We start from the raw sequence: 19,328 nt of genomic DNA, 5'->3' as shown, positions 1-19,328 counted from the left end.
CGACCAGGACCGGCTTCGTCGGCTACTGACCGGTTTGCGCCATGGGGCCCTGTTACTGATAAGCTCTATGAGTCCCAAACGCACCGGCCAACACCGCGGTGCAGCGCCCTCGTAGCTCAGGGGATAGAGCGTCTGCCTCCGGAGCAGAAGGCCGTAGGTTCGAATCCTATCGAGGGCACCGGCGAAGCCCGCTGCTGAACTGACGGCAGCGGGCTTTTTCGTTCATCCGACCGGCACGGGGACCGTGCCGCGGAAGGTCCGCCGGTAGCTCGCCGGGGAAACATTGAGCGCCTTGGCGAAATGGTGCCGGAGCAGCACAGCCTGGCCAAATCCGGTGGCACGGGCGATCTCGTCGATATTCAGGTCCGAGCTTTCCAGCAGTTCCTGCGCGAGCAGTACGCGTTGTGCGTTGACCCAGGCCGCCGGTGTGGTGCCGGTTTCCGCCCGGAAGCGGCGTGCGAAGGTGCGCTCCGACATATTCACGCGCCGGGCGAGCTCGGCCACGGACACTTCATGGTCCAGGTTCTCCCCGAGCCAGATGACCAGGTCCTTCAGGGTGTTGCAGCCCTCCAGCGACATCGGCCGGGCGATGTACTGGGCCTGGCCGCCTTCACGGTGCGGCGGTACCACCATATCCCGGGCGATCGCAGCCGCCACCCCTGCGCCGAGTTCCCTCCTGACCAAGTGCAGGCAGGCGTCAATCCCCGCCGCCGTACCTGCGCTCGTGATGATCCGGTCATCCTCGACGTACAGCACGTTCTCGTCGACCTTGACGAGCGGATACTGGCTGGCGAGCTGCTGCGAGTAGTGCCAGTGCGTTGTCGCCCGGCGTCCGTCCAGCAGTCCGGCTTCCGCGAGGACGAAGGCCCCCGAGCAGAGGGAGAGGACCCAAGCCCCGCGGGCGTGGGCCCGCTGCAGCACGTGCTGGACCTCTTCCGGCACCGGGTCCTCGTTCTGGTAAGGCGCCACCACGACCAGGTCCGCCGAGTCCGCGGCTTCCAATCCGTAGGGCACCTCGATAGAGAATCCGGTCTTGGTGTCCACCCCTCCAGGCCGGACCGAGCACACCTTGAAATTGAAGGCGGGAACACCCGTTCCGCGATCGGAGCGATCGATCCCGAAGACCTCGCAGGCGATGGCGAATTCGAACGGCGCAGCGCCCGGAAGGACGATGGCTGCTACGTTTTTCAGCATGCTTCCAGTATGGCAGTTTTTTGTCGATTAGCGTCGTTTCTGCCACTCTTTTTTCGGCCGCTCCGGGCGGAGCATGGAGGCATGGAAATCTTCCTGGTCCTCATCTTCATTGCGATCCTCGTGGCCACCTTCGCCCTCATTCCCGGCGACGGCCGCGGCCACACCCCGGAGGAACGGTCCCTGCAGGACTGGTCCGACGGCGCCTTCCCCAGCCTCCCCTTCTGGCAGCAACCGCACCGTTAGGCGGTCCACCGGTGGCCAGCGGAAGGCCCGCTGGCCACCGAAGCCGGCCGCTCGCCGTCGTTAGTGCCGGTGGGCGAACAGATCCCTTAATAACGCCACCTCTGCCAAATGGTGGATCATCTCGCGGTTGATGTGCAGCACCAGAGCCGCCATCGTCCGTTCCGCATAGGGGCCTTCGGCGGGACCGCAGGGCTTTGACAGCCCCTCCTCCCCCAGGCCGCGCACTCCCTCGACCCACTGCCAGTAGGCGGCATCCAGCAACGCGAGCGCCTTGTCCGCCGCCCCCGGATAGTCATAGCTTTGGTAGTCGACGGCGGGGCCGCCGAAGTGCGACGCATTCCGGGCACCCAGCACGCCCACCAGAATGTGCCCCAGCCGCCACGCGATCGTCGTCACCGGAGCCGGCACGGGTTCAGGATAGGCGAAATCGATGGTGAACTCCCCGGAGCCGCCGGCCAACTGCGCCTGGCTGGTGCCGCGGGGCCGCACGTTCCAGCAGCCTCTGGCCGGTTCCCAGAAGTACTCCTCGTCCGTCAGGCCCTCCAGCCGGGGCCTGGCCTGGTTCTCCCAATGCCAGGCGAGCTGGTCCACCAGTTCGTCCGCTGCCTTGAACACCATCATCATGTCCTTTCCATGTTTGCGCCGCATGAGCCTGCACTGCCGGTTCCATCTTGGCCTGCCCAACCGCGCTTCAGGGCCCATTCAGGACAGCTTTTGACCGCAAGGGGCAGTAGATTGGCCGCATGCTTGAAACATCGGCACGGCTGCTCCACTTGCTGTCACTGCTCCAGCTGCGCCGGGAGTGGACCGGCCAGGCGTTGGCGGAGCGGATGGGCGTGACCGAGCGGACTGTCCGTCGTGACATCGGCAAGCTGCGCGGCCTCGGCTATCCCATTAATGCGTCTCCGGGAGTAGCCGGCGGCTACCAGCTGGGGGCCGGCGCCCAGCTGCCGCCGCTGCTGCTGGACGATGACGAAGCCCTCGCCGTCGCCCTGGGCCTGAGCGCCGTGGCGGCGAGCCCGGTTGCCGGCGTCGCGGAGGCGTCCGTCCGGGCGCTGACCAAGCTGGAGCAGGTCCTGCCGGCACGGCTCCGGCCGAAGTTCTCCATGCTCAGGAACGCCGTCACGACCCTCTCCGGCCCTCGGACGGTCGTGGACCCGGAGATCCTGACCGCGGTCTCGGCCGCCGTTTCGGACCGACGGGTGGTGGGCTTCCGCTATGCCAAGGCGGACGGCGAGAGTTCCCGGCGCGTGGTCGAACCGTATGGGCTGGTGGACGCCGGGCACCGGTGGTACCTGGTGGCGTGGGACCTGGGCCGCGAAGACTGGCGCACCTTCCGCGTGGACCGGTTCGAGAGCGTCCCCGCGCCGCGCGCCCGCTTCCTGCCCCGCCCTTTGCCACGGCAGGACCTGGCCGGATACGTCCAGGAATCGATCGTCCGTTCGCCCTACCGGTACGACCTGGTGGTCCGGATCCACGCACCGGTGGAGCAGGTCGCGGAGAAGGTTCCGCCGCAAGTGGCGGAATTGGAGGACGACGGCGGATCCACCCTCCTGCGTGCGGGTTCCGATTCGCTGGACTACCCGTTGGTGCAGCTGGCAGCCATGGACTTCGCTTTCGACATCCTCGAGCCCCCGGAGCTCCGGACCGGGCCCTGGACCTCGGCACGAAGCTGCGTGAGGCCGGACGCTTGGAGCGTCCGGCCTCACGGTGAAGCAGGGCTGGGGTGGCCGAAACCGCTATTGCAGCATGGTGCGGTCGTCCAGCGCTCCGCCCTTGATCTTCTCGAACTCATGCAGCAGGTCCGCAACGGTGGTCTTCTGCTTCTGCTGCTGGTCCAGGTCCAGGATGATGCGGCCTTCATGCATCATGATCAGCCGGGTGCCCAGCCGCAGCGCCTGCTCCATGTTGTGCGTGACCATCAGGGTGGTCAGGCGGTGCCGTTCGACCACTTCCGCAGTCAAGCGGCTGACCAGGTCCGCGCGCTGCGGATCCAGCGCCGCGGTGTGCTCGTCCAGCAGCAGGATCTTTGGGCTGGAGAACGTGGCCATCAGCAGTGACAGGGCCTGCCGCTGGCCGCCCGAGAGCAAGCCGACCTTGGCCTTCAGCCTGTTCTCCAAGCCGAGTTCGAGGGACTTTAGCTCCTCCTGGAAGAACCCGCGCTTCTTGCCCGTCACGCCGGGACGCAGGCCGCGTCCCTTGCCGCGTTCGTAGGCGATCGCCATGTTCTGCTCGATCGTCATGTCCGGCGAGGTGCCGGCCATTGGGTCCTGGAACACACGGCCGATGTACCGCGCGCGCTGGTGGTCCGCCAGCTTGGTGACGTCGGTGCCGTCGATCGTGACCGTCCCGGTGTCCGGGCGCAGTTTGCCCGACGTGATGTTAAGGATGGTCGATTTGCCCGCGCCGTTGCTGCCGATGACGGTCACGAATTCGCCGGCGGCGAGGGAAAGGTTGATCTCCCGCAGCGCCGCGCGTTCGTTGACCGTGCCCGCGAAGAACGTCTTGTTCACATTGGTGATATCCAGCATGGTCAGCTCCTGGCTCCTGTCGCCGACAGTGCTTTCTTCATGTTACTGAGCCCGCCGACGCGTTTGAAGAGCTTCCATTGCGGCAGCACCAGGGCGATCACGACCAGCACGGCTGAAATGAGCTTCATGTCGTTCGGGTTCAGTCCGGCCTGCAGGGCCAGCTGGATCACCACGCGGTAGAGCGCCGAGCCCAGGACCACCGCGAGCGAAGCCACGATGATCACCCGCGAGCCGAAGATGGCCTGGCCGATGATCACCGAGGCCAGGCCGGCGAGGATGAGGCCAATGCCCATGCCGATATCGGCGAAGCCCTGGTACTGGGCGATAAGTGCACCGCACAGAGCCACCAGGCCGTTGGACAGCGCCAGGCCGAGGATCTTCATCCGGTCCGTGCTGACGCCGAAGCTGCGGATCATCTCTTCGTTGTCGCCCGTGGCCTGCATGGCCAGGCCCAGGTCCGTGTGCAGGAACCAGTCAAGGACGAACTTCACGGCCAGGGCAAGCAGGCCGAAGACCGCGATCGCGGCGACGGTGCCCAGCAACCCGGCATCGCGCAGCGGAGTGATCAGGGTATCCTCACGCAGCAGCGGCAGGTTGGCCTTGCCCATGATGCGCAGGTTGATGGAGTACAGGGCGATCATCGTGAGGATACCGGCGAGCAGCCCGTTGATCTTGCCCTTGGTGTGCAGCAGTCCGGTGATCCAGCCTGCCACCAGGCCGGCTGCGAAAGCAGCCAGCGTCGAGAGCACGGGCGGAGCACCGTTGATGATCATGATCGAGGCGACAGCAGCGCCGGTGGTGAAGCTGCCATCCACGGTCAGGTCGGGGAAATTCAGGATCCGGAAGGTCAGGTAGACCCCCAGGGCCATGATCGCGTAGATCAGGCCGAGTTCAACCGCAACAATCATGCGAGGTTAGCCTTCAGTCCTTACTCGATGACCCGGTCAGCGGAATCCAGCACGGACTGCGGGATTTCGATGCCCATCCGCTCGGCGGCCGCCGGGTTCACCACGACCTCCAGCTCGGAGGCGGTTTCGATCGGCATTGAGGCCGGATCCTCGCCATTGAGCACCTTTACGGCCATCAGTCCGGTCTGGTAACCCAGGTCCTCGTAGTTGATGCCTTCGGTCGCCACTGCGCCGCCTTCGACACTGGCGGCGTCGGAGGCGATGACCGGGATCTTCTTGGACTCCGCCACACCGATGAGCGAGGCCAGCGACGAGACGACGTTGTTGTCTGTCGGGACGTAGAACGCGTCGACATCGAGGGACTGGGCTGCCTGCTGCACTTCGCTGGAGTTGCTCACCGTGGCTTCGCGGAGTTCAAGGCCCAGCTTTTCGGCGGCTTCCTTGGCCAAGTCCACCTGTACTTGGGAGTTCACTTCACCGGAGCTGTAGACGATGCCGACCGTCTTGGCCTCCGGAGCGATTTCCTTCAGCAGCCCCAGCTGCTCCTCGACCGGGTTCAGGTCGCTTGTTCCCGTGACGTTGCCGCCGGGTGCTTCCAGGGAATCCACCAAGCCGGCGGCGACCGGATCGGTGACGGCGGTGATGAGGATCGGGCTGTTGGTGATCGCCTGGGCGGCGGCCTGCGCCGTGGGGGTGGCGATGGCCAAAACCAGGTCTTTCTGGTCCGTGTTGAACTTGCCCGCGATCGAGGTGGCGGTGGCCTGGTCGCCCTGCGCGTTCTGCTCGTCGTAGGTGACGTTCTCCCCTTCGGTGTAGCCGTTTTCGGCCAGCGCCTTCTTGAAGCCTTCCCGGGCAGCATCCAGTGACGGGTGGGAAACGATCTGGGTAATGCCGATCTCGACGGCCTCGCCGCCGGTACTTCCGGCATCGTTGCCGCCGCCGTTTCCGCAGGCCGTTGCCAGCAGCGCCGTGGCGAACAGGGTGGCACCCAGAGCTGAGTAGCGCGAGCGTTTCATGTGGTGTTCTTTCCTTTCAGGTCCCAACACGCGCCGGCAGCTGTCCGGCGCGCACGCCCTCCACGGCGGGCCATTGGCGCGCGTACCCGCCGGGGATAACCGGCTGTGGCAGGCGGTGCAGTTTCGCTTAGGCACTGCAATGGACCGTTCAACTGGAGAAGTCTCCTTCGATAGTACCTGTGAACAGCGTCACATTGTCTAATCCTGCCGTTCGGTTCAGGACAAGACTCTGCATTTGCCCCCGGCACTGCGGACAGATTGTCCGGCCGGCCGGCGCTTCCTCCTGATCTGTCTATTCGGGCGCTGGTGCCGCGAATGGATAGACTGTTGCGCAATCATGGCACTGAACATCTCTTATCCTGCTGCCCTGCCCGTTTCCGGACGGCGGGATGAAATCATGGCAGCCATTAGCGCGCACCAGGTCGTGGTGATCGCCGGCGAAACGGGTTCGGGCAAGACCACGCAGATTCCGAAAATGTGCCTCGAACTCGGCCTGGCCGACAAGGGCCTGATCGGGCACACGCAGCCACGGCGGCTGGCGGCGCGTACAGTCGCCGAACGGATCGCGGAAGAGCTGGACGCCAAGCTCGGCGAGGAAGTGGGCTTCCAGGTCCGCTTCACCGGGCAAACGGGACCGCAGACCAAGGTCAAGCTGATGACGGACGGCATCCTGCTGGCCGAGATCCAGCACGACAAGCTGCTGAAGAAGTACAGCACCATCATTATTGACGAAGCCCACGAGCGAAGCCTGAATATCGACTTCATCCTGGGCTACCTGCGGCGCATCCTGCCGCAGCGTCCGGACCTGAAGGTCATCATCACCTCCGCCACCATCGACCCGGAACGGTTCGCCCGCCACTTCGGCACCGCCGCCGAACCTGCTCCGATTATCGAAGTCTCCGGCCGGACCTACCCGGTCGAAATCCGCTACCGGCCGCTGAACCTGCCGCCGGGAACGATCGACTCCGACGACGAGCTCGAAGAGGACCGGGACCCGCTGGACGCGGTCTGCGACGCGGTGGACGAACTCTCCGCAGAAGCACCGGGCGACATCCTCATCTTCTTCTCGGGCGAACGCGAGATCCGCGACGCTGCGGACGCCCTCGCTCCCCGCATCCAGGCCAACCGCCGGCTCGCCGGCGCCGAAATACTACCGCTCTACGCGCGGCTCTCCCTGGCGGAACAGCACCGCGTCTTCTCCCCCGGCGGCAAGCGGCGGATCGTACTGGCCACCAACGTGGCCGAAACCTCGCTGACCGTCCCCGGCATCAAGTACGTCATCGATACCGGAACCGCCAGGATCTCCCGCTATTCGCACCGGACCAAGGTCCAGCGCCTGCCGATCGAGCGGATCTCGCAGGCGTCGGCCAACCAGCGCTCCGGACGCTGCGGCCGCGTCAGCGACGGCATCGCCATCCGCCTCTACTCCGAGGAAGACTTCGAGAGCCGGCGCGAATTCACCGATCCCGAGATCCTTCGGACCAACCTCGCCGCCGTCATCCTGCAGATGATGGCGATGGGCGTAGCGCGAGGCCCCAAGGATATCGAGGACTTCCCGTTCGTCGAACCTCCGGAGACCAAGGCCATTAACGACGGCGTATCCCTGCTGCGCGAGCTTGGTGCCTTGAGCGAGCCCGCCGGCCGCACAACCCGCAAAGCACCCGCTGCACAAGCTGCCGCCGGAAGCAGAGGCGGCCTGACCGCCGTCGGACATCAGTTGGCCCAGCTGCCGGTGGATCCACGCCTGGGCAGGATGATCGTGGAAGCCGGCCGGCGCGGCTGTGTCCGGGAAGTCATGGTGCTGGCCGCTGCCTTGACCATCCAGGACCCGCGGGAGCGCCCCGGACGGGACGATGCAGTCAAGCAGCAGCAGGCGACGGAAAAGCACAAGCGGTTCGTCGATGAAAAGTCCGATTTCACCGGCATCCTGAACCTCTGGCGCTACGTGCAGGAGAAACAGAAAGAGCTCTCCTCAAGCCAGTTCCGCAAGCTCTGCCGCAACGAATTCATCAACTACCTCCGCATTCGCGAATGGCAGGACCTCTTCGTCCAGCTGCGCCAGCTCGCCAAGCCGCTGGGCATCACCCTCTCTCCCGGCCCCGAGGTGGATCCGGTGGGAAACCACGACGCAGTGCATCAGAGCCTGCTGGCCGGACTGCTCAGCCATATCGGCCTCTATGACGAGCGCAAGCGCGAATACGCCGGGGCGCGCGGCACCCGGTTCGCCATCTTCCCCGGCTCCGCACTGTTCAAGAAGTCGCCCGAGTGGGTGATGGCTGCGGAGCTGGTGGAAACCTCCAGGCTGTGGGCACGCGTCGCGGCAGCATTCGATCCGCGGTGGGCCGAGGAGATCGCACCGCAGCTGGTCAAGCGGACGTACTCCGAGCCGCACTGGTCCAAGCGCCAGGGTTCCGTGATGGCCTACGAGAAGGTCACCCTGTACGGTGTGCCGATCGTGCCGCAGCGGCGCATCCAGTACGGCCGCATCGACCGCGAGCTGAGCCGGGAGCTGTTCATCCGGCATGCCCTGGTCGAGGGTGACTGGCGCACGCACCACAAGTTCTTCCATCGCAACCGGAAGCTGCTGGCCGAGGTCGAAGAGCTGGAGACGCGGATGCGGCGGCGCGACCTGCGCGTCGATGACGAGTCGCTCTTCGAGTTCTACGACCAGCGGATCGGCCCCGACGTCGTGTCCGAACGGCACTTCGACAAATGGTGGAAGGCCGCCCGGCACCAGGACCCGAACCTGCTGGACTTCGACCCCGAGGCCCTGCTGACGCAGGACACGGACGCGCTGGACACCGCCGCCTTCCCGCAGCACTGGCGGTATGGTTCCTTCGAGCTGCCGCTGACCTATGAATTTTCACCGGTGGCACCGGGTGGCGTACCCGATCCGTCCGACGGCGTGACGGCGGAGGTTCCGGTGCTGTTCCTGAACCAGCTTGCCGAGGCCCCGTTCCGCTGGCAGATTCCGGGCCTGCGCGCGGACCTGCTGACAGCGCTGATCAAATCGCTGCCGAAGCAGGTCCGCAAGAACTTCGTGCCCGCGCCGGATGTCGCCCGGGCAGCGGCAGCGGCCCTGGCCGAGGATTTCGACCCGCAGCAGGACGAGCTCGAACCGTCGCTGGAACTGGTGCTGCGCCGGCTCAAAGGCCACATCATCCCGCCCGGTTCGTGGAACTGGGAGGCTGTGCCCCCGCACCTGCGCATGACCTTCCGGATCGTCGACGCGCGCGGAAAGGTCCTCGGCGAGGGCAAAGACCTATCCGTCCTGCAGGAAGAACTCGCACCGGCCACCCGGCGGGCGATCGCCGACTCCCTCGGCGCCACGCCCGGGACCGTGAAGCCGGCGGCGAAGTCCGCTCCCCGTGGCGTCCGCGCCACCGAACAGGCCAGCGGCGTGGGAACCAAGACGCGGTTGTCCGCGGCAACCGGCGAGCGCGCCGAGGCCATGCTGCTGGCCAACGGCGACGTGCTGGCCGAACGTTCGGGCCTCAAGGGCTTTGCCCCTTCGGTCGTGCCGCAGCAGGTCTCCCGCATGGTCGCCGGGCACACAGTCACCGGCTACCCTGCCTTCGTCGACGAGGGCGAGACCGTCGGGCTGCGGATCTTCCAGAGCCGGGCGGAGCAGGAATCGGCGATGCGCTCGGGCGTCATCCGGCTGCTCGCCCTGAAGATTCCCTCGCCTCAGCGCTATGTGCTGGACCATTTGAACAACACGGAAAAGCTGACTTTCAGCCAGAATCCGCACGGTTCGGTGGCCTCGCTGATCGACGACTGCACGCTCGCGGCCATCGACAAGCTCGTCCCGCCGCAGCTGCCCTGGACGCGGGAGGAATTCGACGCCCTCTACGAACTGGTCCGCGCGGAACTGATTGACACCGTCTTCAGCGTGACCGCCGTCGTCGAAAAAATCCTCGCCAGCACGCGGCGGATCCAGAAGGCCCTCAAAGGGAGCACCAGCCTGGCCCTGGTCAGCGCCTTCAACGACATCAAGAGCCAGCTGGAGCAGCTGGTCTACCCGGGCTTCGTGGCGCGTACCGGCTACGCGCAGCTCAGCCAGCTGCCGCGCTACCTGTCGGCGATCGAGCGCCGGCTGGAGAAACTGCCCACCACCGTGTCCCGGGACGCGCTGCAGATGGCCGCAGTCCAAAAACTGGAAGACGATTACGACGACGCCGTGTCCGCCTTGCGTCCCGGGTCCCGTACCCCCGGGGTGCTGGAGCACGTTAGGTGGATGATCGAGGAGCTGCGGGTCAGCTTCTTCGCCCAGGAGCTCGGCACCGCCTACACCGTCTCCGAGAAGCGGATCCGGACAGCCCTGAACGAAGCATTGAGCCGGTAAGCGCTAGCCCGCGGGGACGAAGCTGCCGTAGCCGGCCGCGCGGAGGCCCTCCCGCAGTTTTTGCGCATTGTCCTCCAGCCGGTCCGGATCCGGGTTCTGTTGTGCCTTCTTGAAGTCGAACTCCGCCTCCGAACTGGCGGGCCAGACGTGCAGGTGCAGATGGTCCACCTCGAACCCGGCGATGATCATGCCGGCGCGCGGCGTCCCGAAGGTCTCGACCTGCACTTTGCCGATGGTCTGGGCAACGCCGGTCAGCTTCTGCCACAGCTCCGCCGGAGCGTCGGTCCAGCGATCCACCTCCTGCCGCGGGACCACGAGGGTGTGGCCGTCCGCCAGCGGTCCGATGCTGAGGAAGGCCACAACGTCGTCGTCCTTCCACACGAACTTGCCGGGGATGTCGCCGTTGATGATCTTGGTGAACAGCGTGCTCATGCACTCTCCTTCAGTGATGCGGTATCCAGCACAAAGCGGTATTTGACGTCGCCGGCGACCATCCGGTCGAAGGCTGCGTTGAGCTGCTGGGCGGTGACGGGTTCGATCTCGGCGGTGATGCCTTGTTCGGCGCAGAAATCCAGCATCTCCTGCGTCTCGGCGATGCCGCCGATCAACGAGCTGGCGTAGGTGATGCGCCGCCGCATCAGCGCACTGACCGGGATCGGTGGCATGTCTTCGCCCGGCAGGCCCAGCTGGACCAGTGCGCCGTCGCGGCGGATCGTCCGCAGATAAGGAACGAGGTCGTGGCGGGCCGCCACGGTATCGATGACCAGGTCGATGCTGTCCGCGGCAGCTGCCATCGCGGCCTGGTCGGCCGAAACGACCACCCGGTCCGCGCCCAGGGCACGGGCCGCCCCGGATTTCTCCGGCGAGGTCGTGAACACCGTAACCTCGGCCCCCATGGCCTTGGCAAGCTTGACAGCCATATGCCCCAGCCCGCCCAAACCGACGACGCCCACGCTGTCGCCGGTCTGCGCCCCGAAGTAGCGCAGGGGCGAATAAGTGGTAATGCCCGCGCACAGCAGGGGCGCTGCCGCGGCGGGATCCAGGTTGTCCGGGATCCGCAGGCAGAAGTCCTCATCGACGACGATCGAGGTGGCATACCCGCCTTGGGTCACCTCTCCGCCATGCTCCCGGTCCACCGACCCGTACGTTCCTACCGAGCCGGATTCGCAGTACTGTTCCAGGCCGTCCTCGCAGCTCGGGCAGTTACGGCAGGAATCCACCATGCAGCCGACGCCGACCAGGTCCCCGACGTCGAAGAGCGTCACATCATCACCGACCCCGGTTACGCGGCCCACGATCTCGTGTCCGGGAACGAGCGGGTACTTCGGCGGGCGCCATTCGCTGCGCGTGGAGTGCACGTCGGAATGGCAGACGCCGCAATAATCGATGCTGATTTCGACGTCGTGGGCTCCTATGGTGCGGCGCTGGATCCGCAGCGGAACCAGTCCGGACTCCGCCGAGGTGGCGCCGTACGCGGCCACGCCGGTACCGGGGCTGGCCGGCAGCCGCTCGGGCAGGTGCTGGTCCAGCGGGGGCGGTTTCGGTCGGCCAAGAGTCATACTGCGACGCTACCGGCTGGCACGCTCAGCCTCCACTTTGGCACTGCCGTGTGTCTTGGCCGCGGGCTGAGGCCGGCCTGCGCGCAGGGGTGCTTCCCCGTAGCTCGGGGCCGACAGCCACGGGCAAATCCAGCTGCGACCATTGGGACCAGGAACCGGGGAACAGCGCTGCTTCCAACCCGGCATGGGCCAAGGCTGCGATCTCGTGTGCTGCGCTGATACCGGAGCCGCAGTAGACCGCGATGGGCTTGCCATGAGCCACGCCAAGGCTGCGGAACCTGGCACGCAGCTCCGCGGCGGGCAGGAAGCGGGCACCCGTGCCGAGATTCTCCGTCGTCGGCGCGCTGAGGGCACCGGGGATGTGGCCGGCTTTGGGATCAACCGGTTCCTTCTCGCCGCGGTAGCGTTCTCCGGCGCGGGCGTCGAGCAACACCCCGGTGCCGGGGAACGCCTCCATCTCGTCCAGCCGCAGCAGCGGCATGTGCCCCGGCTCCAGTCGCACATCGCCCAGGGACGGGCATTCCTCGCCGGTCTCCAGCTCGAAGCCTGCCTGCCGCCACGCGGCCAGTCCCCCGTCGAGCAGGAAGACGTCGTCGAACCCGCCGTCGCGCAGCAGCCACCACAAGCGTGCCGCGGAAACTCCCCCCACGTCGTCGTACGCCACTACGGTGTCGTACGTGTTAATGCCCCACTCCCGGGCAGCTTCCTCGAAGGCAGCCGGTTCCGGGAGTGGATGGCGGCCCAGCCCCTGCGCCGGCGGCGCTGCCAGCCCGGTTTCCAGGTCCACGAAAACGGCGCCGGGGATATGGCCCGCCAGGTAATGCTTGTGCCCGTCCGGGTCTCCCAGGGCCCAGCGCACATCGAGTACCACCGTGCGTTGTCCGGAGGTCATCCGCTCCCGCAGGGTAGGTACGTCCATCAGAGTCTTCATGGGATCTCCTTCTGAACTGCTTGCCGGCGCCTTTGCCGGCGGAGTGCCGCCGTTCGGGTCGAACGGCAGGTCAGTCACACTGTAACGCTCTGGCCCGGCTCCAGGTGCTCATAGCGCGTGCCGTACAGCTCCCCGAACCGGCTCAGGTGCTTCTCCACCAGTCCCTGCCCCATGGTGTTGAGCAACCCGTCGTGGATGGGGTACGCGCGATCGGGCCGCACCGACGTAATGAAATCGATGACCTCGGAGGTCTTGGACCAGGGGGCGTGGACCGGCACCAGGAGGGTCGGCACATGCTGCCGGTGCGGGACGACCAGGGCGTCTCCGGGGTGGTAGACCTCGTCGTCCACCAGGTAGCCGATGTTGTCCACCATGGGTATGTGCGGGTGGATCAGGGCGTGCTGGCCGCCATAGGTGCGGATCTCGAACCCGGGCACGGAAAACCTGGTCTGCGGCGCAGCGGCGTGGATCCGGGCGGCTGCTTCCGGAGCGAGCTCCCGCAGTTCATCGGCGAGGGCCTCCGGGGCGTACACCTGCATCCCGGCAGCGGAAGTAATCATCCCGGGCAGCCGCTCGCGGTCGACATGGTCGTCATGTTCATGCGTAATCAGTACCGTCGAGGCGTCGCGGAGCGCGGAATCCAATTCGGAGAAGCCGCCTGGGTCGATGACCAGCACGTGGCTGTCTTTTTCAAGCCGGACGCAAGCATGGGTGAACTTGGTGAGCAGCATGGTCCAAGACTACCCAGCCCTTCACCGTCGGCAACCGGCTGATAGGCTGGACGCCAAGGTTTTAGTGCCCGGAACAAGGAGACTCGAGCCCCCATGCCATCCACCTCTGCCGATCCCAAGGCCCGCCGTCGCGGTTCCGAGCCACGGGTGACCCGGCAGCGGCTAGCGGTCAGCCAGGCGTTGGACAGCCTGGATGACTTCATCAGCACGCAGGAACTGCACCGGTTGCTCCATGACCGCGGTGAATCCGTCTCGCTGGCGACGACCTACCGTATCCTGCAGTCCATGGCGGACGACGGACTGGTCGACGTGCTGCGCAAGGACGACAACGAAGCTGTCTACCGCCGGTGCGAGGCCGAACATCACCACCACCACCTGCTGTGCCGGAAGTGCGGCAGGGCCGAGGAGATCGAAGCCCCCGCCGTCGAAAAGTGGGCCGCCGGTGTAGCCCGCGAGCACGGCTACACCCAGGTTGCGCACACCGTGGAGATGTACGGGCTGTGTCCCGACTGCAGCGCTAAGGGGCAGTAGCCGGGACAGGCAACGCCGTCCTGCCGACCCGCCCATGCTTGGTCCGCCAGGCCCCGACCAAACGGCACACCACGTAGATCAGGAACGATAGCGTCGTCACGTAGGGACTGATCGGTATCCGGCCGCCCAGCGCGAGCAGGATACCGCCCACCATTGCGGTGGTGGCGAACACGACGCTGAGCAGCACCACCAGCCGCGGCGAGGCCGTGACCCGCATCGCCGCCGCGGCGGGCGTGATCACCAAGGCCAGCACGAGCAGGGCGCCGACGATCTGGATCGACAGCGCCACGGCCAGCCCCAGCAGGACCATGAAGGCCACGGACAGCTTGCCCACCGGGACGCCGCGGGCCACGGCCAAATCCGGATCGGCACTGGCGAAGGTCAGCGGGCGCCAAATGGCCAGCAGCGCGATAATCACGACGGCGGAGCAGACCAGCATCAGGTTCACCTGGACGGTGTCCACCGAGACGATCTGCCCGGTCAGGAGCCCGAATTTGTTGGCGGACCGGCCCTCATAGAGGGACAGGAAAAGGATGCCCAGTCCCAGCCCGAACGGCATCATGACACCGATGCTGGAGTTCCGGTCCCGTGCGCGCTTGCCCATGAGACCGAGGATCACGGCGGCAACGACGGACCCGACCAGCGAACCGAAGACGACGTTGGTACCGATCAGCAGGGCAAACGCCGCACCGGCAAAAGACAGCTCGGCAATGCCATGCACGGCAAAGGCCAGGTCGCGCAGCATCACGAAGGTGCCAATCAGGCCCCCGACCAAGCCCAGGGCCACTCCCGCGATGAGCGAGTTGGTCACCAGCGGCAGCAGCTGCCCGTAGTCCTCGAAGTTGAAGATCGCAACGAATACTTCGTTCAGGTCCATGGCTCAGTCCTCACCATCCTCGTGGCCCCCGTGCTCATGCGTGGTGGCATCCGGCAGGCCTACAACAACCAGCCGTCCCTCGTTCCGGATGACCTTCACCTGGGTGCCGTACATGTCCGAGAGCACGGCCGTGGTCATGACCTCTTCCGGCGTGCCAACCCGGAACTGGCCGCCCGCCAGGTACAGGACGCGGTCCACGTAGTCGATAATGGGGTTGATCTCGTGCGTGACGAACACCACCGCCGTGTTTTTCCGGCGGCGCTGGCCGTCGATCAAGGAGCTCACCGCCTGCTGGTGGTGCAGGTCCAGCGACAGCAGCGGTTCATCGCACAACAGCACCTTGGGATCGGTTGCCAGCGCCTGTGCCGCGCGCAGCCGCTGCTGCTCTCCGCCCGACAGCAGCCCCACCGGCACATCGGCGTAGGCGGAAGCTCCGACCAGGTCCAGCAGCTCGTCCACCCGCTTCCGGAAGGGCCGTCCGCTGAGCCGGAATCCCCAGCGGTGCCCGTCCAGCCCCAGCCCGACGAGATCGCGCGCCCGCAGTGGGCTGCCGGCGCGGAAGGCTTTCTGCTGGGGGATGTAGCCAATGTCCCGGCTGCCGCGCCGCACGGCATGGCCGGCAATCCGGGCCGTTCCGCTGTTCAGCGCCTGCAGGCCCAGCAGCACGCGCAGGAGGCTCGTCTTGCCCGAACCGTTGGGGCCCAGCACGGCGAGGAACTCCCCTGGCCTGACCTGCAGGTCAAGGTCCCGCCACAGCACCCGGTCGCCGTAGGCAAGCGTGGCGTCCGTGAGCGCGATGGCGGAGCCGGCAGCGGCCGCTGCGGCCTGCCGGTTTGGCGGTTCAGTCGCCGGCATGGTCGGCAATGCTCTGGATATTGTTGGCCATCCAAGTCAGGTAGTCCTGGTCCTCGGGCAGGGTTTCGGTGAAAACGACGACGGCGAGTCCTGCGTTTTCCGCCGCCTCCCGGAGCTGCCGGGTCTGGCTCGACTCGGTCTGCTCGTTGTAAGCCAGGAACTCCACGTCGCCCGACGCGACCAGGTCCATGGCCGCACGCAGCGCTGTCGGCGGCACGTCCGCACCTTCTTCGACCGCCTCGATGAACTCCACGGGGGTACGGTTCTCCAGGCCGGCGGCGTTGAACAGATGCGCCGGAACCGGATCCGAGGCGGCCACTGCCTTGCCGTCGACCTTGCCGGCTACCTCGTCCAGCTGGACCTGCAGGCCATCCAGTTGTTCCTGGAACTCCTCGGCGTTCGCCGTGAACTCCGCGGCGTGCTCCGGCTCGATCTCGCCAAGCTTGGCCGCGATCGAGCCGGCGACCTCGCTGACAGTGGCCAGGTCATACCAGACATGTTCGTTGAACTCGCCATGCTGGTGCCCTTCGTGGCCTGCCTCGGCCGGCTCTTCGCCGTGTTCGGAATTCTCAGGCGCTCCTTCGACCCCGGAGAGCTCGACTGCCGTAATGACAAACTCGTGGTCCTTGCCGGTGTCGTCGGCCAGCTTGTGGATGAAGCTGTCATAGCCGCCGCCGTTCTCCACCAGGAGGTCGGCCTCGGAAACGGCGAGTTTGTCGCGCGCGGTCGCTTCGTAGGAGTGCGGATCCTGCGACATCCGGTCGATGATGGACGTCACCGAGACATGGCTGCCGCCAATGGTGCGAACCAGGTCCCCGTAGACATTGGTGGAGGTGACCACTTCGATCCCGCTGCCGCTGCCGCCGTCGTTATTGGCCTGCTCAGCGGAACCGCAGCCGGACAGCAGCAGTCCGGCCCCGGCCAGGGCGGCGACGGCGGCAAGGTTTGAACGGCGCATGGGATCCTTACTGTGGCGGAACGGGTCGGCATTATGGCCTCAACCAGTCTACCTGTGAACGCGAATCATTCGCATTACGGGCACTGTGCCGTCAGGCACCCATTCGGCGGAGGCCCTGGTTCTGGGTAGTGTCCCGGATTTCGCCCACCAGTTCCTCCAGCACGTCCTCGAGGAAAAGCACGCCTCGGGTCGTTCCGTCCGGGCCGATGACGCGCGCCAGATGCGACCCGGTCCGCTGCATGACGGCCAGGGCGTCCTCGATCTCCTCGTGCAGGCCCAGGTTCGCCAGCGTCCGGACCTTCGTGACCGGAATGGTGGTCGCGTAGCGGTCCTCGGGGATGGTCATGACGTCCTTCAGGTGAAGGTACCCGGTGAGGTTGTCGTCGTCGTCGGCAATCGCGAAACGGGAGAAGCCGGTCCGGCCCACCACGCGCTCGAACTCAGCCGGCGTCGTGTCCACCCCGATGGTGACCAGGTCCTTCAGCGGGACCATGATCGACTCGGCCGTCTGTCCGGAAAACTCAAGGGAGCTGGAAATCAGGCCCGCCTCGTCCTCCACCAGGCCATGGCGGGTGGATTCCTGCACGATTGACTGGACTTCCTCCAACGTGAAGGTGGATGTCACCTCGTCCTTGGGTTCGATCCGCAGGGCTCGCAGGATATGGTTCGCCGACCAGTTCAGCGTGGCGATAACGGGCTTCACGATCCGCGAGATGAACACCAGTGGCGGCGCCAGCAGGAGCGCGGCCTTGTCCGCCATCGAGACGGACATGTTCTTCGGGACCATCTCGCCGAACGTCACATGCAGGAAGGTCACCAGCAGCAGCGCAATGACGAAGGAGATCCCGTAGGAGACTTCATGCGGAATGCCGATCCATTCCTCCAGCGGCACCAGCAGCAGTTCCTTGATGGCCGGCTCGGCCACGTTCAGGATCAGCAGCGAACAGACGGTGATGCCCAACTGCGCACATGCCAGCATGAGCGAGACGTTCTCCATTGCCCACAACGTGGTCTTCGCGCGTTTGGACCCCTGCTCCGCCAGCGGTTCGATCTGGCTCCGCCTGGCGGACATGACGGCGAACTCCGCGCCGACGAAGAAGGCGTTGCCCAGCAGCAGGACAATCAGCACACGATGCCCAGGCCCGAACTCATCGTCGGCCTCCTTCGGCCGCCGCGGCGCCGTGCGCGACAGCAGACGGCGCCAGCGTCGCGGAGGGCCCAGGCGCCGGTATGAACCGGACCCGGTCGATGCGGCGGCCATCCAGCCGCTCGACCTCCAGCCAGCCCCCGCTGACCTCGACGCGGTCGCCAACGGCGGCAATCCTGCCCAGCTCGCTCATGATGAAGCCGCCCACGGTTTCATAGCTGGCCTCGTCGGGAACCGTGAGCTGCGGGATTTGCTCGGTCACTTCGTCCGGCCGCATCAGGCCCGGGAAGTACCAGTCCCCTTGGGCGCTTTGCAGCACGCCGGGCTTGACCCGGTCATGTTCATCCGAGACCTCGCCGACGATTTCCTCCACCAGGTCCTCCAGGGTGACTACGCCGGCGGTGCCGCCGTACTCGTCCAGCACGATGGCGAACTGCAGGTTGGACGCCCGCAGTTCGGCGAGCAGGGAGTCCAGGTGGACAGTCTCGGGCACGCGCAGGACCTCCGACATGATGGTCGCGGCATCCAAGTCCTGCCGCTTCTGCCGAGGCACCGCAATGGCCTTCTTGATATGGGCCACGCCGCGGACGTCGTCCGGAGAGTCGCCCAGGATGGGGAAGCGTGAGTAGCCGGTGCGCCGGGCGGCGGCTACCAGGTCCTCGACCGATTGGTCCGCCTCGATGAATTCGACCCGGATTCTCGGGGTCATGACATCCGCCGCCGTCCGCCCGGAGAACGCGAGCGTCCGGGACAGGAAGTTCGCGGTTCCTGCGTCCAGCGTGCCCATCTCGGCCGAGCGCCTTACCAGGGAGGCCAATTCGGACGGCGTGCGCGCACCGGTCAGTTCCTCTTTGGCCTCGAGCCCGAAGAGATGCAGCACCTTGTTGGAGAAGCCGTTGAGCAGGACGATCGCCGGCTTGAAAACGGCAGTGAAGACCAGCTGCGGCCTCGCCACCGCCTTGCCGACGGCCATTGGCAGCGCAATCGACGCGTTCTTGGGCACAAGCTCGCCGATCAGCATCGACAGCAGGGTCGCCAGGGTCATGGCAATCACCGCCCCCGCGGGCCGGATCACGGCTTCGGGCACAGCCAGGGCCGCCAGCGGCGCCCGCAGCAGCGAGCTGATCGCAGGCTCGAGCAGGAAACCGGTCAGCAAGGTGGTCAACGTAATGCCCAGCTGGCAGCTGGAGAGCTGGGTGGAGAGCGACTTCAGGCACTTCATCAGCGGGACAGCGCCCTTGTCGCCCTGGTCGATGGCGCGTTGCACCGCGGGCTGGTCAAGCGCAACGAGGGAAAACTCGACGGCGACGAAGAAGCCGGTGCCGAGGATCAGCAGCAGTCCAGCAATGATCTGGAACCATTCCATTAGCGCACCACCGCCCGCAGGACGGAGTGGACTTTCCCGGGATAGGCCCCCGGAGGCCGGTCGTCAGAGCCCGGACTAGAGGGCTCCTGTCCGGCCGCGGAAGCAGCGGGGAGGCAATGGCGGGTACGGGAGCGGG

16 protein-coding genes, 1 tRNA gene and 2 pseudogenes are annotated in these 19,328 nt (G+C 66.2%); 5 read left to right on the top strand and 14 right to left on the bottom strand.

What is annotated here, in order from left to right; all coding sequences use genetic code 11:
* Positions 1-105: 105 nt before the first annotated feature.
* Positions 106-178, top strand: a tRNA-Arg gene (locus D477_RS15155).
* Positions 179-222: 44 nt separating this feature from the next.
* On the opposite strand, the gene D477_RS15150 is transcribed toward D477_RS15155, so the two are convergent.
* Positions 223-1,194 (bottom strand): GlxA family transcriptional regulator, encoded by a 972-nt coding sequence (locus D477_RS15150; protein WP_005271197.1) that lies wholly within the window; start codon positions 1,192-1,194, stop codon positions 223-225.
* Between the two features lie 81 nt (positions 1,195-1,275).
* Here D477_RS15150 and D477_RS22765 point away from each other — a divergent pair, with 81 nt between their 5' ends.
* The gene (locus tag D477_RS22765; RefSeq protein WP_190273577.1) at positions 1,276-1,437 is read left to right on the top strand and encodes a hypothetical protein; all 162 of its coding nucleotides are present in this window, start codon (positions 1,276-1,278) and stop codon (positions 1,435-1,437) included.
* A gap of 60 nt (positions 1,438-1,497) precedes the next feature.
* Here the strand turns inward: D477_RS22765 and D477_RS15145 are convergent, their stop codons facing one another.
* Complete coding sequence (locus D477_RS15145; RefSeq protein WP_237740800.1) at positions 1,498-2,061, bottom strand: DinB family protein; 564 nt, start codon at positions 2,059-2,061, stop codon at positions 1,498-1,500.
* A gap of 119 nt (positions 2,062-2,180) precedes the next feature.
* Here D477_RS15145 and D477_RS21900 point away from each other — a divergent pair.
* A pseudogene (locus D477_RS21900) lies at positions 2,181-3,151 on the top strand (helix-turn-helix transcriptional regulator).
* A 25-nt stretch (positions 3,152-3,176) separates the two neighbouring features.
* Here D477_RS21900 and D477_RS15135 read toward each other — a convergent pair.
* The 3 genes from D477_RS15135 to D477_RS15125 are packed head-to-tail and all read right to left on the bottom strand — an operon-like array spanning position 3,177 to position 5,892.
* The gene (locus D477_RS15135; RefSeq protein WP_005271191.1) at positions 3,177-3,968 is read right to left on the bottom strand and encodes an ABC transporter ATP-binding protein; all 792 of its coding nucleotides are present in this window, start codon (positions 3,966-3,968) and stop codon (positions 3,177-3,179) included.
* Between the two features lie 2 nt (positions 3,969-3,970).
* On the bottom strand, positions 3,971-4,876 hold the full coding sequence (locus D477_RS15130; protein WP_005271188.1) for an ABC transporter permease: 906 nt from the start codon (positions 4,874-4,876) through the stop codon (positions 3,971-3,973).
* Positions 4,877-4,896: 20 nt separating this feature from the next.
* A complete protein-coding gene (locus D477_RS15125; protein ID WP_005271185.1) occupies positions 4,897-5,892 on the bottom strand; it encodes an ABC transporter substrate-binding protein in 996 nt (331 codons plus the stop codon).
* Positions 5,893-6,229: 337 nt separating this feature from the next.
* Between D477_RS15125 and hrpA the strand changes: the two genes are divergently transcribed.
* Entirely contained in the window at positions 6,230-10,237 is a 4,008-nt protein-coding gene (gene hrpA, locus D477_RS15120; RefSeq protein WP_005271182.1) for an ATP-dependent RNA helicase HrpA, read from the top strand.
* Between the two features lie 3 nt (positions 10,238-10,240).
* Here hrpA and D477_RS15115 read toward each other — a convergent pair whose 3' ends face one another.
* The 4 genes from D477_RS15115 to D477_RS15100 all read right to left on the bottom strand — a co-directional run bounded on the left by D477_RS15115 (position 10,241) and on the right by D477_RS15100 (position 13,458).
* The gene (locus D477_RS15115) at positions 10,241-10,669 is read right to left on the bottom strand and encodes an HIT family protein (protein WP_005271171.1); all 429 of its coding nucleotides are present in this window, start codon (positions 10,667-10,669) and stop codon (positions 10,241-10,243) included.
* Positions 10,666-11,796: an NAD(P)-dependent alcohol dehydrogenase gene (locus tag D477_RS15110; RefSeq protein ID WP_005271168.1), complete on the bottom strand. Its 1,131-nt coding sequence runs from the start codon at positions 11,794-11,796 to the stop codon at positions 10,666-10,668. The genes D477_RS15115 and D477_RS15110 overlap by 4 nt, the downstream gene beginning before the upstream one ends.
* Before the next feature lie 25 nt (positions 11,797-11,821).
* Positions 11,822-12,727: a sulfurtransferase gene (locus tag D477_RS15105; protein ID WP_005271161.1), complete on the bottom strand. Its 906-nt coding sequence runs from the start codon at positions 12,725-12,727 to the stop codon at positions 11,822-11,824.
* Between the two features lie 74 nt (positions 12,728-12,801).
* The gene (locus D477_RS15100; protein ID WP_005271157.1) at positions 12,802-13,458 is read right to left on the bottom strand and encodes an MBL fold metallo-hydrolase; all 657 of its coding nucleotides are present in this window, start codon (positions 13,456-13,458) and stop codon (positions 12,802-12,804) included.
* Positions 13,459-13,551: 93 nt separating this feature from the next.
* Between D477_RS15100 and D477_RS15095 the strand changes: the two genes are divergently transcribed.
* Positions 13,552-13,989 (top strand): Fur family transcriptional regulator, encoded by a 438-nt coding sequence (locus D477_RS15095; protein ID WP_005271155.1) that lies wholly within the window; start codon positions 13,552-13,554, stop codon positions 13,987-13,989.
* Here D477_RS15095 and D477_RS15090 read toward each other — a convergent pair.
* The 5 genes and pseudogenes from D477_RS15090 to D477_RS15070 all read right to left on the bottom strand — a co-directional run bounded on the left by D477_RS15090 (position 13,976) and on the right by D477_RS15070 (position 19,192).
* Positions 13,976-14,866, bottom strand: coding sequence for a metal ABC transporter permease (locus tag D477_RS15090; protein ID WP_005271153.1), 891 nt, complete (start codon positions 14,864-14,866; stop codon positions 13,976-13,978). The genes D477_RS15095 and D477_RS15090 overlap by 14 nt on opposite strands.
* A gap of 3 nt (positions 14,867-14,869) precedes the next feature.
* On the bottom strand, positions 14,870-15,721 hold the full coding sequence (locus tag D477_RS15085; RefSeq protein WP_005271151.1) for a metal ABC transporter ATP-binding protein: 852 nt from the start codon (positions 15,719-15,721) through the stop codon (positions 14,870-14,872).
* Complete coding sequence (locus tag D477_RS15080) at positions 15,708-16,679, bottom strand: metal ABC transporter solute-binding protein, Zn/Mn family (protein WP_005271148.1); 972 nt, start codon at positions 16,677-16,679, stop codon at positions 15,708-15,710. The genes D477_RS15085 and D477_RS15080 overlap by 14 nt, the downstream gene beginning before the upstream one ends.
* Before the next feature lie 91 nt (positions 16,680-16,770).
* Positions 16,771-17,831 (bottom strand): annotated as a pseudogene (locus tag D477_RS15075) (hemolysin family protein).
* Positions 17,828-19,192, bottom strand: coding sequence for a hemolysin family protein (locus tag D477_RS15070; RefSeq protein WP_005271146.1), 1,365 nt, complete (start codon positions 19,190-19,192; stop codon positions 17,828-17,830). The pseudogene D477_RS15075 and the gene D477_RS15070 overlap by 4 nt, the downstream one beginning before the upstream one ends.
* Between the last annotated feature and the right edge of the window lie 136 nt (positions 19,193-19,328).

Source organism: Arthrobacter crystallopoietes BAB-32, assembly GCF_000328305.2.
Lineage (GTDB): Bacteria > Actinomycetota > Actinomycetes > Actinomycetales > Micrococcaceae > Crystallibacter > Crystallibacter crystallopoietes_A.
The sequence above is the reverse complement of the archived record's forward strand: the minus strand, read 5'-3'. Positions and strand labels throughout refer to the sequence as shown.